We start from the raw sequence: 20,294 nt of genomic DNA on the forward strand, positions 1-20,294 counted from the left end.
GCTCTGACTTCCCACAGCGGCGGATCGACCGAACCGACCGCCTACCCACTCGAATCCGTGCGCCGCGTTGGCAGACGAGAGAGAGGCAACGCCTGCCCCCGCCGAAGGCTTATACCCGATCGTCCGACTCCGTTCGGGTATGCAGACGGGCACGACTCCACCCCGGCGCACCGCGACGGAGCCACCGAGCGACCGCTCCACGCCGGGGACAGGAACGTGTCCGCGAACGCGCGTCCCGGACCGGGCCGACCGCGGCGACGCGCCGGAGGTGACGGCGTGAGCGACCGCCGCGACGGGGCGCCGGAGGCCGCGCTCGACGCGGAGGACGCGGCCGCTCCAGTCGACGGCGAGGGCGGCGACGCGCCCTCTCCGGACGGCGGCCACGCGGCGGCGACGCCCTCGACGCACACGGTCCGGCTGGAGCTCGTCGACGAACCCGGACAGCTGCTCGCCGCGCTCCACCCGATCGCGGACAACGGCGGGAACCTCCTGTCGATCTACCACGAGCGCGGGAACAAGACGCCCCGCGGGCGGATCCCGGTCGAGGTCGACTTCGAGGCGACCCCCGAGCGGTTCGAGGAGATCGTCGACGCGCTCCGCAGCGAGGGCGTGAACGTGATGCAGGCGGGCACCGAGCGGTACGCGGAGGAGGTGACGCTGCTCCTGTTCGGCCACCTCATCGACACCGACCTCTCCGACACGCTCTCGCGGATCGAGGCCTGCGAGTCGGCGTCGGTCGCCGACGTGTCGCTCGCGGCCCCGCAGGGCACCGAGGAGGCGTCGAGCGCGCGGCTCCGGCTCGAGGCTCGCGCGGGCGAGACGGAGGCGGCGCTCTCGGCGGTCCGCGAGCTGGCGACCGAGAAAGAGCTTCGGGTCGTCGAGCCGCTCACGGGGGTGGACGCGTGAGACTCGCGGTTATCGGTGCGGGGGCGGTCGGGCGCTCCGTCGTCGAACTGGCCGGCGAGTACGGCCACGAGGTCGTCGCGGTCGCGGACTCGTCGAGCGCGGTCGTCGCGGACGGGACGGGCGGCACGGGCGGCCCGGGCTCGGACGGACGCGCCGGCGTCGACCCCGACGCGGTCGCGGCCCGGAAGGCGGAACGGGGAATCGTCGGGGACGACGACCCCGCGGACGCGCTCGCGGCCGACTACGACGTCCTCGTGGAGGCGACGCCGACGACGCTCGGCGACGCCGAGCCGGGCTTCTCGCACGTGACGACCGCCCTGGAGCGCGACCGCCACGCCGTCCTCGCGAACAAGGGACCGGTCGCGGAGCGGTTCGGGGACCTCCGGGCGGCCGTCGACGACAGCGACGGCGAGATCCGCTTCGAGGCGACGGTGGGCGGCGCGATCCCCGCGGTGTCGACCGTCGAGGACATCGAGCCGGGCCACGTCACCGCGGTCCGGGGCGTGCTCAACGGGACGGCGAACTTCATCCTCACGCGGATGGCGGCGGAGGGACTCGATTACGATCACGTGCTCGCGGAGGCACAGGACCTCGGCGTCGCGGAGGCCGACCCCTCCTTCGACGTGGACGGCACCGACGCGGCGCTGAAGTGCGTCATCCTCGCGAACGTGCTCTCCTTCGGCGCGGTCGACGACCCGACCGACGCCCGGGAGTTCACGCTCGAGGACGCCGACGTCTCCGGGATCCGCGACGTGCCCGGCTCCGCGCTCCGGCTCGCCGCCGAGGACGGCCGGACGGTGCGGCTGATCGGCGAGGCGACCGGGGAGGCGGTCCGGGTCGCGCCGCGGCTCGTCCCCGAGAACGGGACGCTCGCGGTCTCCGGCACGCAGAACATCGTCCAGATCGAGACCTCCCACGCCGGCCGGCTCAACATCTCCGGCCGCGGCGCGGGCGGCCCGGAGACCGCGAGCGCGGTCCTCGGCGACGTGGGGCGACTGGAGTAGGTCGCTCCGGGTGCCGATTCCGCCACCGCGAGCCGGGGCGTGCGTCGTTCTGCCGTGCCCCGCGTTGTCGAGAATCGCCGGACCGCGGCGCGATACTCTGTGGCCCGTATCGAAACCGTTTTAGTGGAATCTACCGAAACTTACTCACAGAGCGCCTTAGCGCGTGATTACCCCATGAGTGACAAACCGCACCAGAACCTGGCCATTATCGGCCACGTCGACCACGGCAAGAGCACGCTCGTGGGTCGCCTCCTCTTCGAGACGGGGAGCGTCCCCGAGCACGTAATCGAGCAGCACCGCGAGGAAGCCGAAGAGAAGGGCAAGGGCGGCTTCGAGTTCGCCTACGTGATGGACAACCTCGCCGAGGAGCGCGAGCGCGGCGTCACGATCGACATCGCCCACCAGGAGTTCGACACGGACACCTACTACTTCACCATCGTCGACTGCCCGGGCCACCGTGACTTCGTGAAGAACATGATCACGGGCGCCTCGCAGGCCGACAACGCGGTGCTGGTGGTCGCGGCCGACGACGGCGTCGCGCCCCAGACCCGCGAGCACGTGTTCCTGGCCCGCACGCTCGGGATCAACGAGCTCATCATCGGCGTCAACAAGATGGATCTGGTCGACTACCAGGAGTCCTCCTACAAGGAGGTCATCGGCGAGGTCGAGGACCTGCTCAACCAGGTCCGCTTCGCGACCGACGACACCACGTTCGTGCCGATCTCGGCGTTCGAGGGCGACAACGTCGCCGAGGCGTCCGAGAACACGCCGTGGTACGACGGCCCGACCCTGCTGGAGTCGCTCAACGACCTCCCGGAGACCGAGCCGCCGACGGACGCGCCGCTGCGTCTCCCCATCCAGGACGTCTACACCATCTCCGGCATCGGGACCGTCCCCGTGGGACGCGTCGAGACCGGAATCTTAAACACCGGCGACAACGTCTCCTTCCAGCCGTCCGACGTGGGCGGCGAGGTGAAGACGATCGAGATGCACCACGAGGAGGTGCCCGAGGCCGGCCCCGGCGACAACGTCGGGTTCAACGTCCGCGGTATCGGGAAAGACGACATCCGCCGCGGCGACGTCGTCGGCCCCGCCGACGACCCGCCGAGCGTCGCCGAGACGTTCAAGGCGCAGGTCGTCGTCATGCAGCACCCGTCGGTCATCACGGCCGGCTACACGCCGGTCTTCCACGCCCACACGGCGCAGGTCGCCTGTACGATCGAGTCGATCGACCAGAAGATCGACCCCTCGTCGGGCGAGGTCGCCGAGGAGAACCCGGACTTCATCAAGTCCGGCGACGCCGCGGTCGTCACCGTGCGTCCCCAGAAACCGCTCAGCATCGAGCCGTCCGGCGAGATTCCGGAACTCGGCAGCTTCGCCATCCGCGACATGGGTCAGACCATCGCGGCCGGCAAGGTGCTCGAAGTCAACGAGCGATAATCGATGCAGCAGGCACGCGTCCGCCTCGCCGGCACGAGCCCCGAGGACCTCGACGACATCTGCGACGACGTCCGCGAGATCGCGGACTCGACGGGAGTCGCCCTGTCGGGCCCGATCCCGCTGCCGACGAAGACGCTCGAGATCCCGTCGCGCAAGTCCCCGGACGGTGAGGGGACGGCGACGTGGGAGCACTGGGAGATGCGCGTCCACAAGCGGCTGATCGACATTGACGCCGACGAGCGCGCGCTCCGCCAGCTCATGCGCGTCCAAGTGCCGAACGACGTCAGCATCGAGATCGTTCTCGAAGACTGAGCGCTAGGGCGTTTCTCTTTCCCCCTCTCGTTTTTTCGTCCCGTCCAGCGGCGGCGCCGCCGATCGCGTCTCGCCCGGGGTCCCGCCCCGCTCAGCTCGCGTCGAGCAGCCCGACGCGCCCGGCGACGAGCCCGCAGAACGCCCCGGTCGCGTGCGCGATCAGCGCGACGCCCGGCGCGGCCGTCGTCGCGGTGAGGACGACGGCGACGAGCCCGAACAGGAGCAGTTGGACCCGCGGCGAGAGCCGGAGCCGGTCGAACAGCGTCGCGCTCACGACGTTGCCGGCGAGCAGGTAGCCGCCGAGCGCGAAGACGGCGCCGCTGATCCCCAACACGGCGGCCGGGGGGCCGAGCAGGCTCCCGACGGTCACCTGCGCGGCGCCCGCGAGCGCGCCGGTGGCGACCACGAACGCGTGGAAGCGCGGGCGGGTCGTCCGGCGCTCGACGAGGGGACCGACGAGCAGCAGCGCGAGGGCGTTCGCCACGAGGTGACCGACGGAGCCGTGCGCGTACACGCTGGTGACGAGGGTCCACGGGGCGACGGAGAGGGGCGTCGACAGCGCGAGGAGTCCGAAGCGGCCGACGAGGCTCAGGAGGGCCTGTGCGGCGCCGACGAGGAGGACGATCCCGAGCGTTTCGAGGGTGGCGCGCATCGGGCGAGGGTTGGAACCGCGCGGTGAAAAGGGTGTGCGGGGCCGACCGTTGCGGGTCGCGCGGGGGAGCCCGGCGCGACTCAGATCACGTCGTCGGGGTCGTGCGCGTTCGCCATCCGGGCCGCCTCGGCGGCGTACCGCTCGCGGTCGTCGGGGTCGTCGACGGTCCCGACGTTCGACGACGCCGCGTCGACGGCGGCCGTGGTGTCGCGCACGTCAGAGAAGGAGGTGAGCGCGCGCTCCTTCCGGAAGTAGCGCTCGCCGTCCGGCGTCGCGTACGTGAGGATCACCATATTTTGCTCGTCGTCGGAGTAGGTGCGCTCGACGAGCCACATCCGCACGGCGTCGGTCGCGGAGCCGGGGACGGCCTCGTTCGCGTTCATGCGTGGTATTTCTATTTCCACGAACAAACGTGTTGCGTCGGTTCGGAGCCCGGCCGCGCCGCCGCCGCTCGGCGCGTCGACGAGCCCCCGCCGCTTCTCCGCGAACCGCCAGCGTTTTATTCTTTAGGGCGACCTAAACGAATGGATGAACCCGCGCGTCGCCGCCGCTCGGCTCCGCGAGCGCCTCGTTCGACTTCGGGAGCGTCTGCCCCGAGGCTCGCTCGCGGTCGCGGGGACGGTCCTCGTCCTCGCGGTCGGCGGCGCGGTGCTGACGCGGACCCTCGACGTCGAGGCCGTCGTCGCGACGGCGGTCGCGGCTGACCCGTGGCTCCTCCTCGCGGCGCTCGCCGTCTACCTCGCCTCGTGGCCGGTCCGCGGTCGACGGTACGGCGACGTGCTCGCGCCGATGGGTCACCGCCCTCGCACGGCGTTCCTCACGGCGACGGTGTTCGCGAGTCAGACGGCGAACCTGATCGTCCCCGCGCGGGCCGGCGACGGGGTGCGCGCGTACCTGCTGAACGACCGCCGCGGCGTCCCCTATCCCACCGGCGTCGCGTCGCTGGCGGTCGAGCGCGCCTTCGACCTGGTCGCGCTCGGCGTCCTCGGCGGCGCCGCGCTCGCGGCCCTGCTCGTCGACGGGCGGGCCGCGGCGCCGGACGGGTCGGGGCGAGCGGTCGCGGCCGCCGGGGTGATCGCGCTCGCGGCCGCGCTCGGCTCGGCGGTCACCGTCGCGGTCGCTCGGAGCGACCGCCGGTTCGGTCCGGCGCTCCGCGACCGCGCCGACGGCCCCCGACTCTCTCGGGTCGTCGACGCCGCGGTCCGGTTCGGCGCCGCCGTCCGCGTCGTCGCCGCCGACGCGGGCGCACTCGTCCGGGTGTCGCTCGCGAGCGGCGTCGTGTGGGGGGTAGACGCCCTGACCGCGATCCTCGTGCTCGCGTCGCTCGCGGGCGGATTCGGGGGCGGCGTCGACCCGGCGACGCTGCTCGTCGTCGGCACCCTCGCCGTCTCGGCCGGGAACCTCGCGAAGGTGTTGCCGCTCTCGCAGGGCGGAATCGGGCTGTACGAGGCGGCGTTCACCGGAGTCGTCGTCGCGACCACGCCGCTTCCGGCCGCGACCGCGCTCGCCGCGGCCGCGCTCGACCACGCGCTGAAAAACGCCGTCACGCTCGCGGGCGGCGGGTTCGTCGCGGCCGCGTTCGACCTCTCGTTCGCGGACGCACCCGACGAGTCGGAACGCGAACCGGGCACGACGGCGACGCGGCCGACGGCGGACCGCTAAACTTTTAGGTGAGCCTAAAAACAGTCGGGTATGAGCCCGACCGCCTCGGACCGCGACGGTCCGGACGTCTGCGTGATCGTTCCGACGATACGGGAGTACGAGTGCGTCCGAGCCTACGTCGAGAACGCCCGCGAACACGGCTTCGACGTCTCGCGGCTCCACTTCGTCCTCGTCACCGAGGACTTCTGCGAGACCGACGAGATGCGCGCCATGCTCGACGACCTCGGCGTCTCCGGCGAGGTGTTCGACGGGAGCCGCCGCGAGGAGTGGTACGAGGCCAACGGGGTCGCGGAGTACGGCCACGTCGTCCCGGCCGCGAGCCACGCCGAGACGAGCTTCGGCCTGCTGTACATGTGGGCCGACGACGCCTTCGAGTACGGCCTGTTCATCGACGACGACACGCTCCCCCACGACGACGCCGATTACTTCGGGCGTCACATGGAGAACCTCGCGTTCGACGGGGAGGTCGAGTCCGTCAGTTCCGACGAGAACTGGGTGAACGTCCTCTATCAGAACGCCGACGAACACGGGCTCTACCCCCGGGGGTACCCCTACTCCGCGATGGACGAGACGGTCGAGACGGACGCCGTCGCGGTCGAGTCCGGCGAGGTCGTCGCCTCGCAGGGGCTGTGGACGAACGTTCCCGACCTCGACGCGGTCCGGATCCTGATGGACGGCGACCTGGAAGGGCAAGCGCAGACGCGCACGACCGCCGACGACTTCGCGGACGACTTCGTCGCCGCGCGCGGCAACTACCTCACCGTCTGCTCGATGAACCTCGCGTTCCGCCGCGAGGTGATCCCCGCGTTCTACCAGCTGCCGATGGACGACAACGAGTGGGAGGTCGGCCGCTTCGACGACATCTGGTCGGGCGTCTTCCTGAAGCGCGCCTGCGACGTGCTCGGCAAGCGGATCTACAACGGCGGCCCGCTGTGTGAACACAACAAGGCCCCGCGCTCGACGTTCGACGACCTCCACAACGAGGTGGCCGGGCTCGAACTCAACGAACACCTCTGGGAGCTGATCGACGACGCCGGCGCCGACGCCGACGGTTACGCGGCGGTCTACGACGCGATGGCCGACCGGCTCGCGGACGGGGAGTTCGACGAGTACCGGAACGGCGCGTTCTTCGCGCACGTCGGCGAACACATGCGCGACTGGCTCGACTGTCTCGACGCGATCCGCCGGACGCCGGCGGTCGCGGACGACTGAACCGACACGACTAAAAGTATTTAGGTAAGCCTAAAACACATGACGAACCACGATCACACCGGGACGAAGGTGAATCGCAGACGGTTCCTCGCGAGCGCCGGCGCGGTCGGCGCGGTCGGACTCGCGGGCTGTACGGGCGGCGGAACCGACGACGGCGCGCAGTCGTCGATCGGTCAGATCGGCTCCGGCCGAGCGGGGCGCGGGCTCCCGGGCGGGACGCCGATGGCGGAGATGCCGGCGCTTGAGGGCGAGCTCACCGTCTACTCCGGCCGCGGCGAGTTCCTCGTCGGCGAGCTCGTCGGCTACATCGACGACCTGTACGACGGCCTCGACCTCACCGTGCGGTACGGCGGCTCGACCGACCTCGTGAACCAGATCGTGAACGAGGGCGAGGGGTCCCCCGCGGACGTGTTCTACTCGGTCAACTCCGGCGCGCTCGGCGCGCTCGCGGACGAGGGGCGCACCCAGGCGCTCCCGTCCGAGGTGACCGACAAGGTGCGCGAGGAGTTCCGGACCGAGCAGTGGGTCGGCACCTCCGGACGCGCCCGGACGGTCCCGTACAACACCGACGAGTACTCCGAGAGCGAGATGCCCGACGACATCATGGCGTACCCCGAGGAGTTCGAGGGCGACCTGGGCTGGGCGCCGTCGTACGGCTCCGCGCAGGCGTTCATCACCGCGATGCGCATCCTCGAGGGCGAGGAGGCCACCCGCGACTGGCTCGAGGCGATGGTCGAGCGCGGCGCCTCGACGTACCCCGACGAGTTCGTCACCTGTCAGGCGATCGCCGACGGCGAGATCGACGCCGCGTTCACGAACCACTACTACATCCAGCGCGTGCTCGACGGGAACCCGGAGGCGCCGATCGCCACCTCGTTCACCGAGGGCGACGCGGGCGCCGTGTTCAACGTCGCGGGCGCCGCGGTCGTCGACACCGCGTCCGACGCCGACCTCGCGGCGAACTTCGTCCGCCACCTGCTGTCGGCCGAGGCGCAGGACTACTTCGCGCGCTCCACCTTCGAGTACCCGCTGATCCCCGAGGTCGACCCGATCGGCAACCTCCCGCCGATCGACGAGCTCGACGTCCCGGACATCGACCTGACGCAGCTGTCGAACCTCGAACCGACGATCGACCTCATGCGCGACGCCGGCGTCCAGATCTGAGGCCGCCCGCGCCGCGCTGATCGCATCGTCTCACCGCCACCGCACCGCTCGCGCCACCACACCGCGCCTACATCATAACCGTTCGTGCCAGTTCTCCCACCCGCCGTCCGTCCCCGCCGACTCGCGGCCCGGCTCCGGAAGCGGCTCGCCCGCGCCGACCGCGTGACGGTCGCGGCCGCGCTGGTCGCCGCCGCGGCCGGCGCCCTGACGTTCGCGATCGCCGTCACCGTCTTCTCACACCACTCCGCGAACCACGACGAGGGCGTCTACCTCACGCAGGCCGCGCTCCTCCTCGGCGGCCAGCTGGAGTTCCACGCCGGTCCGCTCGCGGACGCCGTCCACCCGTGGTTCTTCATCGAGGACGGCGGCCGGCTCTACCCGAAGTACAATCCCGTCCCGGCGGCGACGTTCGCGGTCTCGATGTGGCTGTTCGACGAGCCGCGCGTGACGCTCGCGGCGGTCGCCGCGGGCAACGCCGCCCTGGTGTACCTGCTCGGCTCGCAGACGTTCGGGCGGCGGGCGGGGCTCGCCGCGAGCGTCCTGTTCGCGGCGTCACCGATGGCGATCGCCACGTCGTCGGCGTTCCTCCCGTACGCGCCCACGACGTTCTTCAACCTGATCTTCGCGGTCGCGTACCTCCGAGGCGTCCGCGACCGGTCGCTCGCGGCCGCCGGCGTCGCTGGCGTCGCGATCGGGATCGCGTTCTTCTCGCGGCCGTACACCGCGGTGCTGTTCGCCGCGCCGTTCATCGCCCACGCGGCGTGGCGGGTAGGGGCGGCGGTCCGCCGCCTCGGCGCCGAGACGGATCGGTCGACGCCGCGCGCGTTCGCGGCCCTCGGCCGCCGCGCGCTCTCGGTCGGCGGCTCCCGCGAGCTCCCCGGCCCGATCCGTCGTCAGGGGCTGACGGCGCTGTTCGGCACCCTGTTCGTCGGGGTCACGCTCGCGTACAACGCCCGGATGACGGGCTCGCCGCTCGTGTTCCCGTACCAGGAGTTCGCACCGATGGACGGCCCCGGCTTCGGCGAGCGGCGCATCCTCGGCCACTCGGTCGACTACACGCTCGAACTGGCGCTGGAGTCGAACGGCTACGCGCTCGCAGAGATCGCGACCCGGTGGTTCGTCGCCGGCCCGCTCGGCACCGCGCTGGCGCTCGCCGGCGTCGCGGCCGCGCTCTGGGGGTGGCGCGCGGCCGGCGACCCCTGCGGCCTCCTCGGCGGGGCGTCGGCCGGCGTCGCACGGGTCGCAGACGGCGGCGAGACCGAGGGGGCGTCGGGAGCGTCCGCCCCCTCCGACTCCCCCGCCTTCCGTCGGACCGCGGCCGCGCTGCTCGCCGGCGTCGCGGGCTCCGTCGTCGTCGGGAACCTGTACTTCTGGGGGACCCACAACGCGCTCGCGGACCTCTCGGACCCGACCGACGGGCTCGCGTCGCTGTTCGGCCCGTTCTACCACTTCGACCTGCTCGTCCCGCTGGCGGTGTTCGGCGGGCTGGGGGTCGCCGTCGGGTGGCGCGCGCTCGCCGCGGGCCGAGAGCGGCTCGCGGTCCGCGGCGTCTCGCCCGCGGTCACGCGCGTCGCGCTCGCCGTCGTCGTCGCGAGCGCGGTCGCCGTCGCGGGCGTCGCCGCCGTGGACGCCGCCTCCGGCCCGATCGAGCGCAACGCCGCGGTCGACGAGAAACACGAGATCGCGTACGCGCCGTTCGACGAGACGACCTTCGAGGACGGGCTGGTGTTCGTCCCCACGCCGTACGGCGAGTGGCAGAGCCACCCGTTCCAGTATCTCCGGAACGGGCCCGGGCTCGACGGCGACGTCGTGTACGCGCTCGAACGCGACCCGGTGGAGAACTTCGCCGTGTTGGACGCCTACCCCGACCGGACGCTGTACCGCTACGGCTACCACGGCGTCTGGACCCCGAACCCGGAGGCGCACGTCGTCCCCAAGCTGGAGCCGCTAGACCGGCGGTCCGGGGGACGGATCGACGCCGAGACGACCGTCGGCGTCCCCGACCGCGTCGCCCGCGCGCAGGTCCGCGTCGACCCGCGCCGGGGCGCCCCGGGCGGTCCGGACCACGTCTCCTACACCGTGTCGGACCCCGGCGAGTCGCTCGCGGTCGACTGGGCGGTGACGCCGGCGGGAGCCCGGCTGCCCGGCGCGGAGCGCGCGGCCGCCGGGAACGCGAGCGAGCCGGTCCCGTTCGACCCCGACGGCGACGTGATCGCCGTGACGGTGACGCTCGTCGACCCCGCGGGCGCGACGTACACCTACCGGCAGGAGGTGACGGTGCGGGTGTCGGGCGGCGAGCGCGTCGAGGCCGTCTGGCCGCCCGAGCGCTCGACCTGTCGGCTCGTCATGGAGTGCGGCAACGAGGGGACGTACCTCCCCGACGAGCCCCAGACTCACCCCGAGTGGGTCGTTTTCGAGACGGAGGCTGACGCGAGCGACTAATACGCTGACTACGGATCAGCGGCGGCCGGCTCCAACGCCCCAGCCGCTCGGCAATACGTGATCGACGTTTCTGCGGCGGCCACCTCCAAAGCCCCAGCCGCTCGGCTGTACATAACTAGTTCTCGAACAGCGGAGCACGCCTCCAAAGCCCCAGTCGCGAGGCCGCGGTACGCTCGTTGTCGCCCGAAAATCGGAGATTTTCGGGATGACGAGAGAGCTTCGCTCTCTCGAACCACGCTCCTCGGTCGCTCACTTCGTTCGCTCCCTGCGGTGCTTACGTCGTCATCAGAACGCGGAGCGTTCTGATTGGCTCACGAGAGCTGCGCTCTCGTGAACGCCTACTGCGGCCTCGCGACTGCCCCTTTGAGTCCCACCCCGCACCGCACAGCGACCGCACCTCACACCTCCCCAGCCTCGTCGGTCGCCCTCGCTTCGCTCGGCGACCGACTCCCTCGCGCGTGCTCCTCGCGGCCTCCGCTTCGCTCCGGCCGCTCGCAGGCACGCGCCACCGCACAGTTGCGGTCGATGACGATGGATGGAGCCGTCGCTCGGGGTCGTAGAAAACGTCGCCGGCGGCGGTCCACTGTGCCCACAGTGTACCTCCGGACCGCCGTCCGACGACGGCGTCGAGGGCGAAGCGCCCTCAGAAGCGCCGCAGTTGTTCTTCGAGACAGACGGTGACGATCGACTTCGCGATGGCCGCGCCGCCGCCGATCGGGTCCAGCTTCGTCTCGCCGAGGCGCTCGGCGTAGCGGATCGGGCGCTCGCGCACGTCGTAGCCGCGCATCAGCGGACGGATCAGCAGTTCGGCGGAGAGGCCGGTGTTCTCGGTCCAACCGATCTCCTCGACCACGTCGCGGCGGTAGGCGCGCATCCCCGTGGTGGTGTCGTGGACGCGCTCGCCCATCAGCAGGCTCGCGAGCGCCGCGAACGCGTGGTTACCGAAGCGGTTGAACGCCGGCATCGCCGCCGCGCCGTGGTAGAGCCGGTCGCCGCTCACCACGTCGGCGCCGTCGTTGACCTCCGCGAGGAACTCCGGCAGCGCCTCCATCGGGTAGGTGTCGTCGCAGTCGGTCGTGACGACGACCGGGCGGTCGGGCGTCAGGATCGCCTCGCGCACGGCGACGCCGTACCCCTGCGGCTCCTGCTCGACGACGGTCGCGCCGTGTTCGCGGGCGATCTCCGGCGTTCGGTCCGCGGAACCGTCGACGCAGACGACCTCGGCCTTCCCGTCGGTGACCTCGTCGATGTCGTCGAGGACGGTTCCGATCGCCTCCTCCTCGTTGTACGTCCCCATCACGACGCTGAGGTCGTCGAACGTGAACCCGTCGCCGCCCGCGGCGCCGACGGCGGCGTCCGTCTCCTCGCTCGGGGCCGCGTCCGCGCCGTCGGTCGCGTCCGTCCCGTCGTGCGAGCCCGTCTCGTCGGCCGGATCCGTCTCGATCGAGCTCGCGGAGCCGTTCGTCGCGTGTGCTGAGTCGCTCATTACCCGTCTCTCCGTTCGCACGCACTTGAAGTTTTAGGTTCACCTAAAACAACCGTGGCCGGGACTCACATCCCCGAGAGCCGGGCCTCCACGTCGTCGGCGACGCGGAGCGCGAGCGCGGCGATGGTGAGCGTCGGGTTCATCGCGCCGCTCGTGGGGAAGACGGAGCTGGAGGCGATCCAGCAGTTGTCGAGGTCGTGGGTCCGGCAGTCCGCGTCGACGACGCCCGAATCGGGGTCGTCGCTCATCCGCGTGGTCCCCATGTGGTGGTAGGCGGGGCCCGTCGCGTCCGGGCCGGCGACCCACTCGACGTCGGCGCCGAGCTCCTCTAAGATCTCGACCTGGATCTCGTTCGCCCGCTCGATGGTGTCGAGCGCGCGCTCGCCGACGGTCCACTCCATCTGCGGCACGGGGTTGCCGCGGTCGTCCGTGCGGTCGTCGGCGAGGGTGATCCGGCTGTCGGCCTGTGGCGCCTGCTCGACGAGCCCGCCCATCGCGACGTGGTTCCCGTACCCGTCGCGGAGCCGCTCCAGAAGCGGGTCGCCCCAGTCGTCGCCGGTCAGGGCCATCTCCACCGGCGAGGGGCCGGCGTAGTTGAAGAACTCCAGCTTGAACGGCGCCTGCTCGGCGTCGGCCTCGTCGTAGAACTGGTCGCAGGCGCTGGTGTAGAAGCCGACGTGGTTCTGTCTCGTCTCCTCGTCGAGCGTGCCGCCCGCGCCCGCGAACAGGTGGTCCATGAAGAACTCGCCGACGTGGCCGCTCCCGTTCGCGAGCCCGTCGGGGTAGCGGTCGGAGTCGGACAAAAGGAGGAGCCGCGGCGTCTCCACGCCCCCGGCGGCGACGACGAACGCGTCCGCCGCCTGCCGGTGCCGCTCCCCGTCCGGCGTCGCGTAGACGGCGGCCGTCACCCGGTCGTCGCCGTCGTGTTCGAGCCGCTCGACCGGGGCGCGGTCGACGACCGTCGCGCCCCTCTCCTCCGCGCGCTCGACGTGGACCGTCGCGTCGTACTTCGCGCCGCTCGGGCAGACCGGCTGGCAGGTGCCGTAGCCGACGCAGGGCGACCGGTCGTCGTACGGCTCGGAGTTGCGCGCGTTCGGCACGGAGTGCATGTCGATCCCAAGCTCCTCGCAGGCCTCGGCGAACAGCGAGTCGCTGTAGGAGGGCTCGAACGCCGGCATCGGGTGCGGCTCCTCGCGCGGCGGCGCGTAGGGGTTGTCGGAGGCGCCCGCGACGCCCAGCTCCTTCTCCGCCTCGGCGTAGTAGGGGCGGAGGTCGGCGTAGTCGACGGGCCAGTCCGGGCCGACGCCGCGCTCCGTGCCGGAGTTGAAGTCGTCCTCGTGGAGCCGCATCACCATCCCCTGCCAGTGGAGCGTCGACCCGCCGATCCCCTTCACGCGAGCGTGGTTGAGCGGGTAGAACCAGTCGCCGGCGTTCTCGTGGGCGTCGCGCGCGCCGCCGACGCCCCACACGTCCGGCCGGCCGTAGAACGGGCGGATCGCCCGCTCCTGTCTCGCGAGGCGGTCGGCCGGGTCGAACCGCGGCCCCGCGTCGAGCACCACCACCTCGCGGTCGCCCGCGAGCCGGTCGGCGACGAGCGCGCCCGCGGGACCCGCGCCCACGACGCAGACGTCGGCGTCGGGGACCGGAGTGCGGTCGACCTCCTCGTCGGCGCCTCCCTCAGCCTCCGACCGCTCGTCGCCGACGCTCTCCGCACCGCTCATCGCGGCCCCTCCTGGTAGCTCTCCGCGCCGCCGGCGTACCCCTGCGGGTTCTCGATCCCGACGAGCTCGCCGCCCGTCGGCGACGAGTACAGCGCGAGCAGCAGCTCGTTCACGACGAAGAAGCGGACGCGCTCCGCGGCCGTCCCCCCGGGGTCCTCCTCGGCCGTGTCGGCGCCGAGCCCGCGCAGCAGGTCGTCGCGCTCGGCCGCCGAGAGCTCGGCGACGGGCGCGTCGTACCACGACCGGGCCGCCGACTCGACCTCGGCGACCGCGGCGCGGACCCCCTCGGCGTGCGCCGACCCGTCGAGGCGCCCGTCGAGGAAGCGGTCGACGAACGCGCCGATCCCGGAGACCTCTTCGGGGTAGAGGACCCGCGCCACCGCGGTCATCGCCTCGCGGACCGCTTCGTCGTCGGGAGGGCCTTCGCCGTCCCACGCCGCGTCGGCCTCGTCGTCTCCGGGTCCGCCGCCCCGATCGTCGGTCGCCCGACGGACGCCGAGCGCGACCCCGCCGGTCGCGCCGATCGCGGCCAGCGCGGCCGCCGCGTCGCGTCGCGTCAGTTCCATGGAACTTTTTAGGTGGCCCTAAATTCATATATCCGTCGGAGTGCGCTCGCCGGGCGATCGGAACCCCTAACGCGGGGCGGCCCCTCGCTCGGACAGAGCGACTCCCTCCCCCGCACAATGACCCTGCGAACCCGGATCCGCGACCGGCTGACCGACGGCGACGACAGGCTCCCGCTCGGGCTGACGCTGCTGTGTGCGGCGATCGCCGCCACGCTCGTGTTCCCCCTGACGTGGCTCGTGATCAGGGCGGCCGCCGTCGACCGGCAGCGGGCGATGGACCTCGTGTTCAGCGCCGGCACCGCCGAGGTGCTCGTCAACAGCCTCGTGCTGATGGCGGGCGTCACCGCCGCCTCGATCCTCATCGGCGTGCCGCTCGCGTACCTCACCGCCCGGACCGACCTCCCGTTCCCCCGCTTCTGGTCCGTCGCGGCCGCGCTCCCGCTCGTCGTGCCGAGCTACGTCGGCGCGTTCTCGTTCGTCTCCGCGTTCGGCCCGCAGGGGGCGTTCCACAATATTCTCGCCCCGCTGGGCGTCGAGCGGGTGCCCAACATCTACGGCCTCTCCGGCACGATCTTCGTGATCACGCTGTACACCTACCCCTACGTCTACCTCACCACCCGAGCCGCGCTGCTGTCGTTCGACACGACGATGCTCGAGGCCGCCCGGACGCTCAACCACGGCCGGCTCGCGGCGTTCCGCCGGGTGACGCTCCCGACGATCCGGCCCGCGATCGCCGCCGGGGCGCTGCTCTCGGCGCTGTACGCCGTCTCCGACTTCGGGACGCCCTCGATCATGCGGCTCCCGGTGTTCACCCGGCAGATCTACGTGGAGTACAACTCCTTCGGCAGCGACTACGCCGCGCTGCTCTCCCTCCAGCTGCTCGTCGTGGTCGTCCTCGTGCTCGCCTTGGAGTGGGCGGTCCGCTCGGACCGGAACGCGAGCGGCGACGACGCGGGGCGGACGGACGACCGGGTGTCGCTCGGCCGCCTGCGCTGGCCCGCGACCCTGCTGCCGGCCGCGGTGTCCGGCACCGCACTGCTCGTCCCCCTGTGGATCCTCGGGCTGTGGCTGCTCCGGGCCGAGTCCGGGCGCCGCCCCTCGCTGGCGTTCGAGCCGATCATGGTGCTCAACTCCGTGTCGGTCTCCGCGGCGGCGGCCGTCGCCGCCGCGCTCGCCGCGATCCCGATCGCCTACTTCGCCGCGAACCACGACTCGCCGTTCGCGGTGATCTTCGAGCGGGCGACGTACGTCGGCTTCGCGGTCCCCGGCATCGTGCTGGCGCTCGCGCTGGTGTACTTCGGGTCGGGGTACGCCCCGTGGATCTACCAGACGCTCCCGCTCTTGATCTTCGCGTACGTCGTCCGGTTCCTGCCGCAGGCGGTCGGGTCGACGCGGACCTCCATCCTCCAGATCGACCGGCGGCTCGTCGAGGCGGCGCGCACCCTCGGCGAGTCGTCGACCGGCGCGTTCAGGCGCGTGACGTTCCCCCTCACGCGATCCGGCATCGTCGCCGGCGCCGCGCTCGTGTTCCTCACGACGATGAAGGAACTGCCCGTCACGCTGGTGCTCCGCCCGACCGGGTTCGACACGATCGTCACGCAGATCTGGCGCGCGCAGCAGAACGCGTTCTACCAGTACGCGGTCGTCCCCACGCTCATCCTGCTCCTCATCTCCGGGCTCTCGATGGTCGTCCTCCTCACGCAGGAGGGCGGCGAGGAGGGGCTATGAGACGGGGGTGCTCCGCTTCCACCGTCTCCACCGATGACCGAGGCGAGCGCCTCGGGGCTTGACTTCGAGGCGGTTCGTCGGAATCGGGGCCGATGTCGGTCGTCCGGGTCGGTGTCTGCTGGCCCCACCGACCGCTGGACTCGATTGACGCACGCGAGTCCGTCCGCCTCGAACCGCCCGGGCGGGAACCGGTCAGTCCGCGGTGGAGGTCCGTCGCCGTCGCGTCACGCGGAGCGACGTGATCGCCGCGTACAACACCCCGAACGCGACGACGACCGCCGCGCCGATGACGAGCACCAGTCCGAGCAGCTCGAGCGTCGCGTTGCCGAGGTAGGAACCGACTTCACCGATGCCCACGGCGACGGAGCCGACCAGCAGCATCCCGCCGAAGTACACCTTGATCTCGTCGGCGTCGACGACGGCGGTCGCGGCGGAGCCGACGCGCGCACCGAGTGCGCTCCCGAACAGCAGCGGGGCGACGATGCCGAGATTCACGCCGCCACCCTGTCCGTAGAGGTAGCTCCCGAGCCCGCCGGAGAAGACGATCTCGAAGAGGTCGGTCCCGACCGCGACGGGCACCGGAACGCCGATCGCGTAGATCATCGCGGGCATCCGGATGAAGCCGCCGCCCACGCCGAGGAAGCCGGACAGGACGCCGGTCGCGAAGGCGACGGCCGTGATGACCCACGCGGAGACGCGGACGTCGCCGCGGAGCGTCACCATCGGCGGAATGCGAACGGTCCGCTGGATTTTCTCGGCGATCTCGGGGATCTCGTACTCGTCGAGGTCCCTATCGGTCGCCTCGTGGTCGATTCCGCCCTCGCCGTCGCTTTTGAGGGCGTCGCGGGTGACCATCGCGCCGACGCCGCCGAGCAGGACGACGTAGGCGACGCTGATGACGCCGCCGGCGAGCCCCATCGATTCGAGGTAGTAGACGCTGGCGCGGCCGACCTCGATCCCGATCGTCGTCCCGGTGATCATGATCGCGCCGAGCTTGTAGTCCACCTGCCCGAGGTCGTGGTGTTTCAGCGTCGCGATGACGGCGGTTCCGAAGACGAACGCCATCCCGCTGCCGACCGCGACGGGCGCCGGGTACTCTAACATGAGCAGGGCCGGCGTGACGAGGAACGATCCACCCATGCCGAAGAACCCGAACAGGACGCCGACGACGAGGCCGAACCCGACGAACAAGGCGAGCATCTCGGGGCTCGTCCCCAGGAAGCCGGCCCCGCTGAGAAGGCTACCGAGCACTCGCGTCACCTCCGACGACGAGCCGCATCAGAGAGGGACCGACGAGCCGTTCGAGGCCGCCGTAGCCCACGTACAGTACGAACGCTTCCAGGAGGATCGCGCCGATAAGCAGGGCCGTCTCCGGGTCCCACGTGGGTATCTCTAGTCCTGCCATCGACTCTCCCTCCGACTTCCGAAGGCGGAAATTCGCTTCTGGTACATTTCTGCTCGCTCTCCCCTACCTGCCTCGCGCCTATAACGGTTTTGGGGTTACTGTACAAGACTATATTCGGGTAACCTCGGCCGGAGTACCGATAACTTATCGAGAGGTTTTCGTGTGCGGAGGGCCAGGCGGACCGTCGGTGGGCGTTGCCCTCGTCGGACTCTGGATGCTCCTGTCGCTCGGTTGTAAATAACTGGCTGTGGATCGGTGGAAAGCGCCTCTAACTTCCGAGTCGTTCGCTTATAAACAACTGACCGTGGATCGGCGGCGAACACCTCCGAAGCCCCAGCCGTGAGGCGGGCGCACGCTCGCTGTCGTTCGAGACGCCTCCGGCGTCTCGTGATGACGAAACGGCTCCGCCGTTTCGAACCACGCTCCTCGTCACTCGCTGCGCTCGTTCCTGCGGTGCTTGCGTCGTCATCAGAACGCTTCGCGTTCTGATTGGCTCACGAGAGCTGCGCTCTCGTGAACGCCTGCGCTCGCCTCCCGGCAGCGTGGCGCTACGCGCCACGGGCAACCGGCGGCGGAGCCGCCGGTGACTGCCCCTTTGAGTCCCACCCCGCACCGCCCCGCACAGCACCTCACGCCTCCCCAGCCTCGTCGGCCTCCCTCCGGTCGGCCGACTCCAGCGAGGGACCTTCGGTCCCTCTGGCAGCCGGCGCGTAGCGCCGGCGACAGCGAGGCGCGACGCGCCTCTGGCAGTCGGGCGAAGCCCGACGACCTCGCGCGTGCTCCTCGCGCCCTGCGGGCGCTCGGAGGCACGCGCCACCGCTTCGGATATTTATAAAAGAACTGCCGCCGCGGCGTGTCCGTTTATAAAAAGAGCGCCGCGGCGGCGTACGCGAGCGCGAACGAGATGACGAACGAGCCCGCCCACGCGCCCACCGTCGTGAGGATCTTCTCGGCGTCCACCGCGTCGCGGCCGCCGACGGCCGCGCCGCTCCCGATGATGGCGCTCACGACGATCTCGTTGAACGAGACGGGAACGCCGAGGAGGACCGCCAGCTGCGCGATCAGAAACGACGGGACGAGCGCCGAGATGGAGCGGCGGGGCCCAAGCGACGAGTAGTCCTGCGCCAGCGACTTGATCATCCGCGGCGCGCCGGTCCACGAGCCGACCAGCATCCCGAACCCGCCGCCGACGAGCACGGCGGTCGTCGAGATCATCCCCACCTCGTCGAGCAGCGGCAGCAGCGGGCCGACCGCCAGTCCGACCTGACTCCCGCCCGCGGAGAACGCGACGAGCGAGCCGAGCGCGAGCAGGACGTGCCGCAGTCCGCCCTCCTCGTCGCGGCTCACGTCCCACCGGACGACGGTCGCGACGGCCAGCGCCGCGAGGCCCGTGATCGCGACCGCCGGCGCGAGCCCGTCGACCCCCAGCGCGTGCTGGGCGACGCCGCGGAGCATGCCCGATTCGGGCCCGTCACCCAGGAAGCTGAACCGGACGTTCACGAGGACGGCGCCGACGAGCCCGGCGAGGGGCGGGACGCTGTACCGCTCGGGAACGCCGGGCCGCGGGAGGACGGAGGCGATACCGAACGCGATGCCGCCGCCGACGAACGGCGTCAACAGCCAGACGGCGCCGATCTGTTGGTACTTCGCCCAGACCGGCGTCCCGCCGAGGGCGAGGCCGACGCCGATGACGGCGCCGGTCACGGTGAACGCGGTCGCGATCGGGATCCCGGTGGTGATGCCGACCGCCATCAGCCCCGCGCCGAGGACGAGCACGAGGATGACCCCGGCGACTGGCAGGCCGATCCCGCCGACGAGGCCGCTGCCGACGGCCTCGGAGACCTTTCCGCCTTGGGCGATTGCGCCGGCGAAGCCGAAGACGCCGACCAGCAGGGCCGCGCGCATCGTGCCGATAGCGTTCGCGCCGACGGCGGGCGCGAACGGCGTCGCGCCGCTCGACCCGGCGCCGATCACCCACGCCATGAACAGGCTGGCGAGCGCCGCGCCGACGAAGAGCGCGATAAGAGCGGGGTCCATCGGAGGGTGCGCTAGTCCGCGCCCGCCGCGGCGGCGTCGCGGGCCCCGCTCCGGCTCCGCCAGTAGCCCTGCGCGTACGCCCCGACGAACATCCCGCCGAGCGCCCAGAGGATGGTGACGTTGCCGACCCCGAGGCTGGCGTACGCGGCGCCCGGGCAGATCCCCGAGAGCCCCCAGCCGACGCCGAAGACGGCGCCGCCGACGAGGACGTTCCGGTCGAACGGTTTCAGCCGGCGCTCGTAGGGGTCGCCCGTGAGGGGCGCGGCGTCCCGGAACCGGGGGAGCAGCGCGAACGCGATCCCGGAGACGATCGCGGCCCCGAACATCACGAACGGGAGCCCGAGGTCGTCGAACAGGAGGAAGTTCACCACGACCTCCGGCCGCGCCATGTGGCTGAACCCGAGTCCGAACCCGAAGATGATACCGCCGACGAAGATCAGCGGCTTGAACAGCGGATGCCTGTCCGCGCTCACGTGTCGCTCCCTCCGGTCGCTCCCGTTCGCGCAGTTCGAGACGCTCGCCGCTCACGGCTCACGTCCGTTCGCCGTTCGCTCCCC

The 20,294-nt window shown here is 71.4% G+C and carries 19 protein-coding genes; 10 read left to right on the top strand and 9 right to left on the bottom strand.

Annotation, left to right across the window (positions count from 1 at the left end):
* Positions 1 to 139 precede the first annotated feature (139 nt).
* From BM286_RS15495 to rpsJ, 5 genes are all read left to right on the top strand, one after another.
* The gene (locus tag BM286_RS15495) at positions 140 to 280 is read left to right on the top strand and encodes a hypothetical protein (RefSeq protein WP_158293704.1); all 141 of its coding nucleotides are present in this window, start codon (positions 140 to 142) and stop codon (positions 278 to 280) included.
* Positions 277 to 906: an amino acid-binding protein gene (locus BM286_RS05645; protein ID WP_092920614.1), complete on the top strand. Its 630-nt coding sequence runs from the start codon at positions 277 to 279 to the stop codon at positions 904 to 906. The genes BM286_RS15495 and BM286_RS05645 overlap by 4 nt, the downstream gene beginning before the upstream one ends.
* Positions 903 to 1,910: a homoserine dehydrogenase gene (locus tag BM286_RS05650; RefSeq protein WP_092920615.1), complete on the top strand. Its 1,008-nt coding sequence runs from the start codon at positions 903 to 905 to the stop codon at positions 1,908 to 1,910. The genes BM286_RS05645 and BM286_RS05650 overlap by 4 nt, the downstream gene beginning before the upstream one ends.
* 174 nt (positions 1,911 to 2,084) lie before the next feature.
* Positions 2,085 to 3,350, top strand: a complete 1,266-nt coding sequence (gene tuf, locus BM286_RS05655) for a translation elongation factor EF-1 subunit alpha (protein ID WP_092920616.1) — start codon at positions 2,085 to 2,087, stop codon at positions 3,348 to 3,350.
* 3 nt (positions 3,351 to 3,353) lie between these two features.
* Positions 3,354 to 3,662 (top strand): 30S ribosomal protein S10, encoded by a 309-nt coding sequence (gene rpsJ / locus BM286_RS05660; RefSeq protein ID WP_004048854.1) that lies wholly within the window; start codon positions 3,354 to 3,356, stop codon positions 3,660 to 3,662.
* Between the two features lie 91 nt (positions 3,663 to 3,753).
* On the opposite strand, the gene BM286_RS05665 is transcribed toward rpsJ, so the two are convergent.
* Complete coding sequence (locus tag BM286_RS05665; RefSeq protein ID WP_092920617.1) at positions 3,754 to 4,314, bottom strand: rhomboid family intramembrane serine protease; 561 nt, start codon at positions 4,312 to 4,314, stop codon at positions 3,754 to 3,756.
* Between the two features lie 80 nt (positions 4,315 to 4,394).
* Positions 4,395 to 4,697 (bottom strand): hypothetical protein, encoded by a 303-nt coding sequence (locus BM286_RS05670; protein ID WP_092920618.1) that lies wholly within the window; start codon positions 4,695 to 4,697, stop codon positions 4,395 to 4,397.
* Between the two features lie 145 nt (positions 4,698 to 4,842).
* Here BM286_RS05670 and BM286_RS05675 point away from each other — a divergent pair, with 145 nt between their 5' ends.
* From BM286_RS05675 to BM286_RS05690, 4 genes are all read left to right on the top strand, one after another.
* A complete protein-coding gene (locus BM286_RS05675; RefSeq protein ID WP_092920619.1) occupies positions 4,843 to 5,976 on the top strand; it encodes a lysylphosphatidylglycerol synthase transmembrane domain-containing protein in 1,134 nt (377 codons plus the stop codon).
* 30 nt (positions 5,977 to 6,006) lie between these two features.
* Positions 6,007 to 7,188, top strand: a complete 1,182-nt coding sequence (locus BM286_RS05680; protein ID WP_092920620.1) for an alpha-1 4-glucan-protein synthase — start codon at positions 6,007 to 6,009, stop codon at positions 7,186 to 7,188.
* A gap of 39 nt (positions 7,189 to 7,227) precedes the next feature.
* Positions 7,228 to 8,352 carry an iron ABC transporter substrate-binding protein gene (locus BM286_RS05685; RefSeq protein WP_092920621.1) on the top strand — a complete coding sequence of 375 codons (1,125 nt, stop codon included), beginning with the start codon at positions 7,228 to 7,230 and terminating at the stop codon, positions 8,350 to 8,352.
* A gap of 84 nt (positions 8,353 to 8,436) precedes the next feature.
* Positions 8,437 to 10,794, top strand: a complete 2,358-nt coding sequence (locus tag BM286_RS05690; RefSeq protein ID WP_092920622.1) for a DUF7846 domain-containing protein — start codon at positions 8,437 to 8,439, stop codon at positions 10,792 to 10,794.
* A gap of 643 nt (positions 10,795 to 11,437) precedes the next feature.
* Here BM286_RS05690 and BM286_RS05695 read toward each other — a convergent pair.
* The 3 genes from BM286_RS05695 to BM286_RS05705 form a co-directional block, all read right to left on the bottom strand.
* The gene (locus BM286_RS05695; protein ID WP_245779338.1) at positions 11,438 to 12,091 is read right to left on the bottom strand and encodes a dolichyl-phosphate hexose transferase; all 654 of its coding nucleotides are present in this window, start codon (positions 12,089 to 12,091) and stop codon (positions 11,438 to 11,440) included.
* A gap of 254 nt (positions 12,092 to 12,345) precedes the next feature.
* Positions 12,346 to 14,001 (bottom strand): GMC family oxidoreductase, encoded by a 1,656-nt coding sequence (locus BM286_RS05700; protein WP_092920624.1) that lies wholly within the window; start codon positions 13,999 to 14,001, stop codon positions 12,346 to 12,348.
* Positions 13,998 to 14,567: a gluconate 2-dehydrogenase subunit 3 family protein gene (locus tag BM286_RS05705; RefSeq protein WP_092920625.1), complete on the bottom strand. Its 570-nt coding sequence runs from the start codon at positions 14,565 to 14,567 to the stop codon at positions 13,998 to 14,000. The genes BM286_RS05700 and BM286_RS05705 overlap by 4 nt, the downstream gene beginning before the upstream one ends.
* A 117-nt stretch (positions 14,568 to 14,684) precedes the next feature.
* On the opposite strand from BM286_RS05705, the gene BM286_RS05710 reads away from it, so the two are divergent.
* On the top strand, positions 14,685 to 16,295 hold the full coding sequence (locus tag BM286_RS05710; protein ID WP_092920626.1) for an ABC transporter permease: 1,611 nt from the start codon (positions 14,685 to 14,687) through the stop codon (positions 16,293 to 16,295).
* 192 nt (positions 16,296 to 16,487) lie between these two features.
* Here the strand turns inward: BM286_RS05710 and BM286_RS05715 are convergent, their stop codons facing one another.
* The 4 genes from BM286_RS05715 to BM286_RS05725 form a co-directional block, all read right to left on the bottom strand.
* Entirely contained in the window at positions 16,488 to 17,546 is a 1,059-nt protein-coding gene (locus BM286_RS05715; protein ID WP_092920627.1) for a sulfite exporter TauE/SafE family protein, read from the bottom strand.
* Complete coding sequence (locus BM286_RS15500) at positions 17,536 to 17,700, bottom strand: DUF7512 family protein (protein ID WP_167603330.1); 165 nt, start codon at positions 17,698 to 17,700, stop codon at positions 17,536 to 17,538. The genes BM286_RS05715 and BM286_RS15500 overlap by 11 nt, the downstream gene beginning before the upstream one ends.
* An 861-nt stretch (positions 17,701 to 18,561) precedes the next feature.
* Entirely contained in the window at positions 18,562 to 19,737 is a 1,176-nt protein-coding gene (locus BM286_RS05720; protein WP_092920628.1) for an inorganic phosphate transporter, read from the bottom strand.
* A gap of 11 nt (positions 19,738 to 19,748) precedes the next feature.
* The gene (locus BM286_RS05725; RefSeq protein WP_092920629.1) at positions 19,749 to 20,210 is read right to left on the bottom strand and encodes a YeeE/YedE family protein; all 462 of its coding nucleotides are present in this window, start codon (positions 20,208 to 20,210) and stop codon (positions 19,749 to 19,751) included.
* Positions 20,211 to 20,294 lie beyond the last annotated feature (84 nt).

This window comes from Halorubrum sodomense (assembly GCF_900111935.1).
GTDB classification, from domain to species: domain Archaea; phylum Halobacteriota; class Halobacteria; order Halobacteriales; family Haloferacaceae; genus Halorubrum; species Halorubrum sodomense.

Bases quoted from the DNA above. Each gene is read 5' to 3' on its own strand.
- BM286_RS15495 (WP_158293704.1), top strand. From the start codon at position 140: ATGCAGACGGGCACGACTCCACCCCGGCGCACCGCGACGGAGCCACCG.
- tuf (WP_092920616.1), top strand. From the start codon at position 2,085: ATGAGTGACAAACCGCACCAGAACCTGGCCATTATCGGCCACGTCGAC.
- rpsJ (WP_004048854.1), top strand. From the start codon at position 3,354: ATGCAGCAGGCACGCGTCCGCCTCGCCGGCACGAGCCCCGAGGACCTC.
- BM286_RS05665 (WP_092920617.1), bottom strand. From the start codon at position 4,314: ATGCGCGCCACCCTCGAAACGCTCGGGATCGTCCTCCTCGTCGGCGCC.
- BM286_RS05670 (WP_092920618.1), bottom strand. From the start codon at position 4,697: ATGAACGCGAACGAGGCCGTCCCCGGCTCCGCGACCGACGCCGTGCGG.
- BM286_RS05675 (WP_092920619.1), top strand. From the start codon at position 4,843: ATGAACCCGCGCGTCGCCGCCGCTCGGCTCCGCGAGCGCCTCGTTCGA.
- BM286_RS05680 (WP_092920620.1), top strand. From the start codon at position 6,007: ATGAGCCCGACCGCCTCGGACCGCGACGGTCCGGACGTCTGCGTGATC.
- BM286_RS05685 (WP_092920621.1), top strand. From the start codon at position 7,228: ATGACGAACCACGATCACACCGGGACGAAGGTGAATCGCAGACGGTTC.
- BM286_RS05695 (WP_245779338.1), bottom strand. From the start codon at position 12,091: ATGGGGACGTACAACGAGGAGGAGGCGATCGGAACCGTCCTCGACGAC.
- BM286_RS05700 (WP_092920624.1), bottom strand. From the start codon at position 14,001: ATGAGCGGTGCGGAGAGCGTCGGCGACGAGCGGTCGGAGGCTGAGGGA.
- BM286_RS05705 (WP_092920625.1), bottom strand. From the start codon at position 14,567: ATGGAACTGACGCGACGCGACGCGGCGGCCGCGCTGGCCGCGATCGGC.
- BM286_RS05710 (WP_092920626.1), top strand. From the start codon at position 14,685: ATGACCCTGCGAACCCGGATCCGCGACCGGCTGACCGACGGCGACGAC.
- BM286_RS15500 (WP_167603330.1), bottom strand. From the start codon at position 17,700: ATGGCAGGACTAGAGATACCCACGTGGGACCCGGAGACGGCCCTGCTT.
- BM286_RS05720 (WP_092920628.1), bottom strand. From the start codon at position 19,737: ATGGACCCCGCTCTTATCGCGCTCTTCGTCGGCGCGGCGCTCGCCAGC.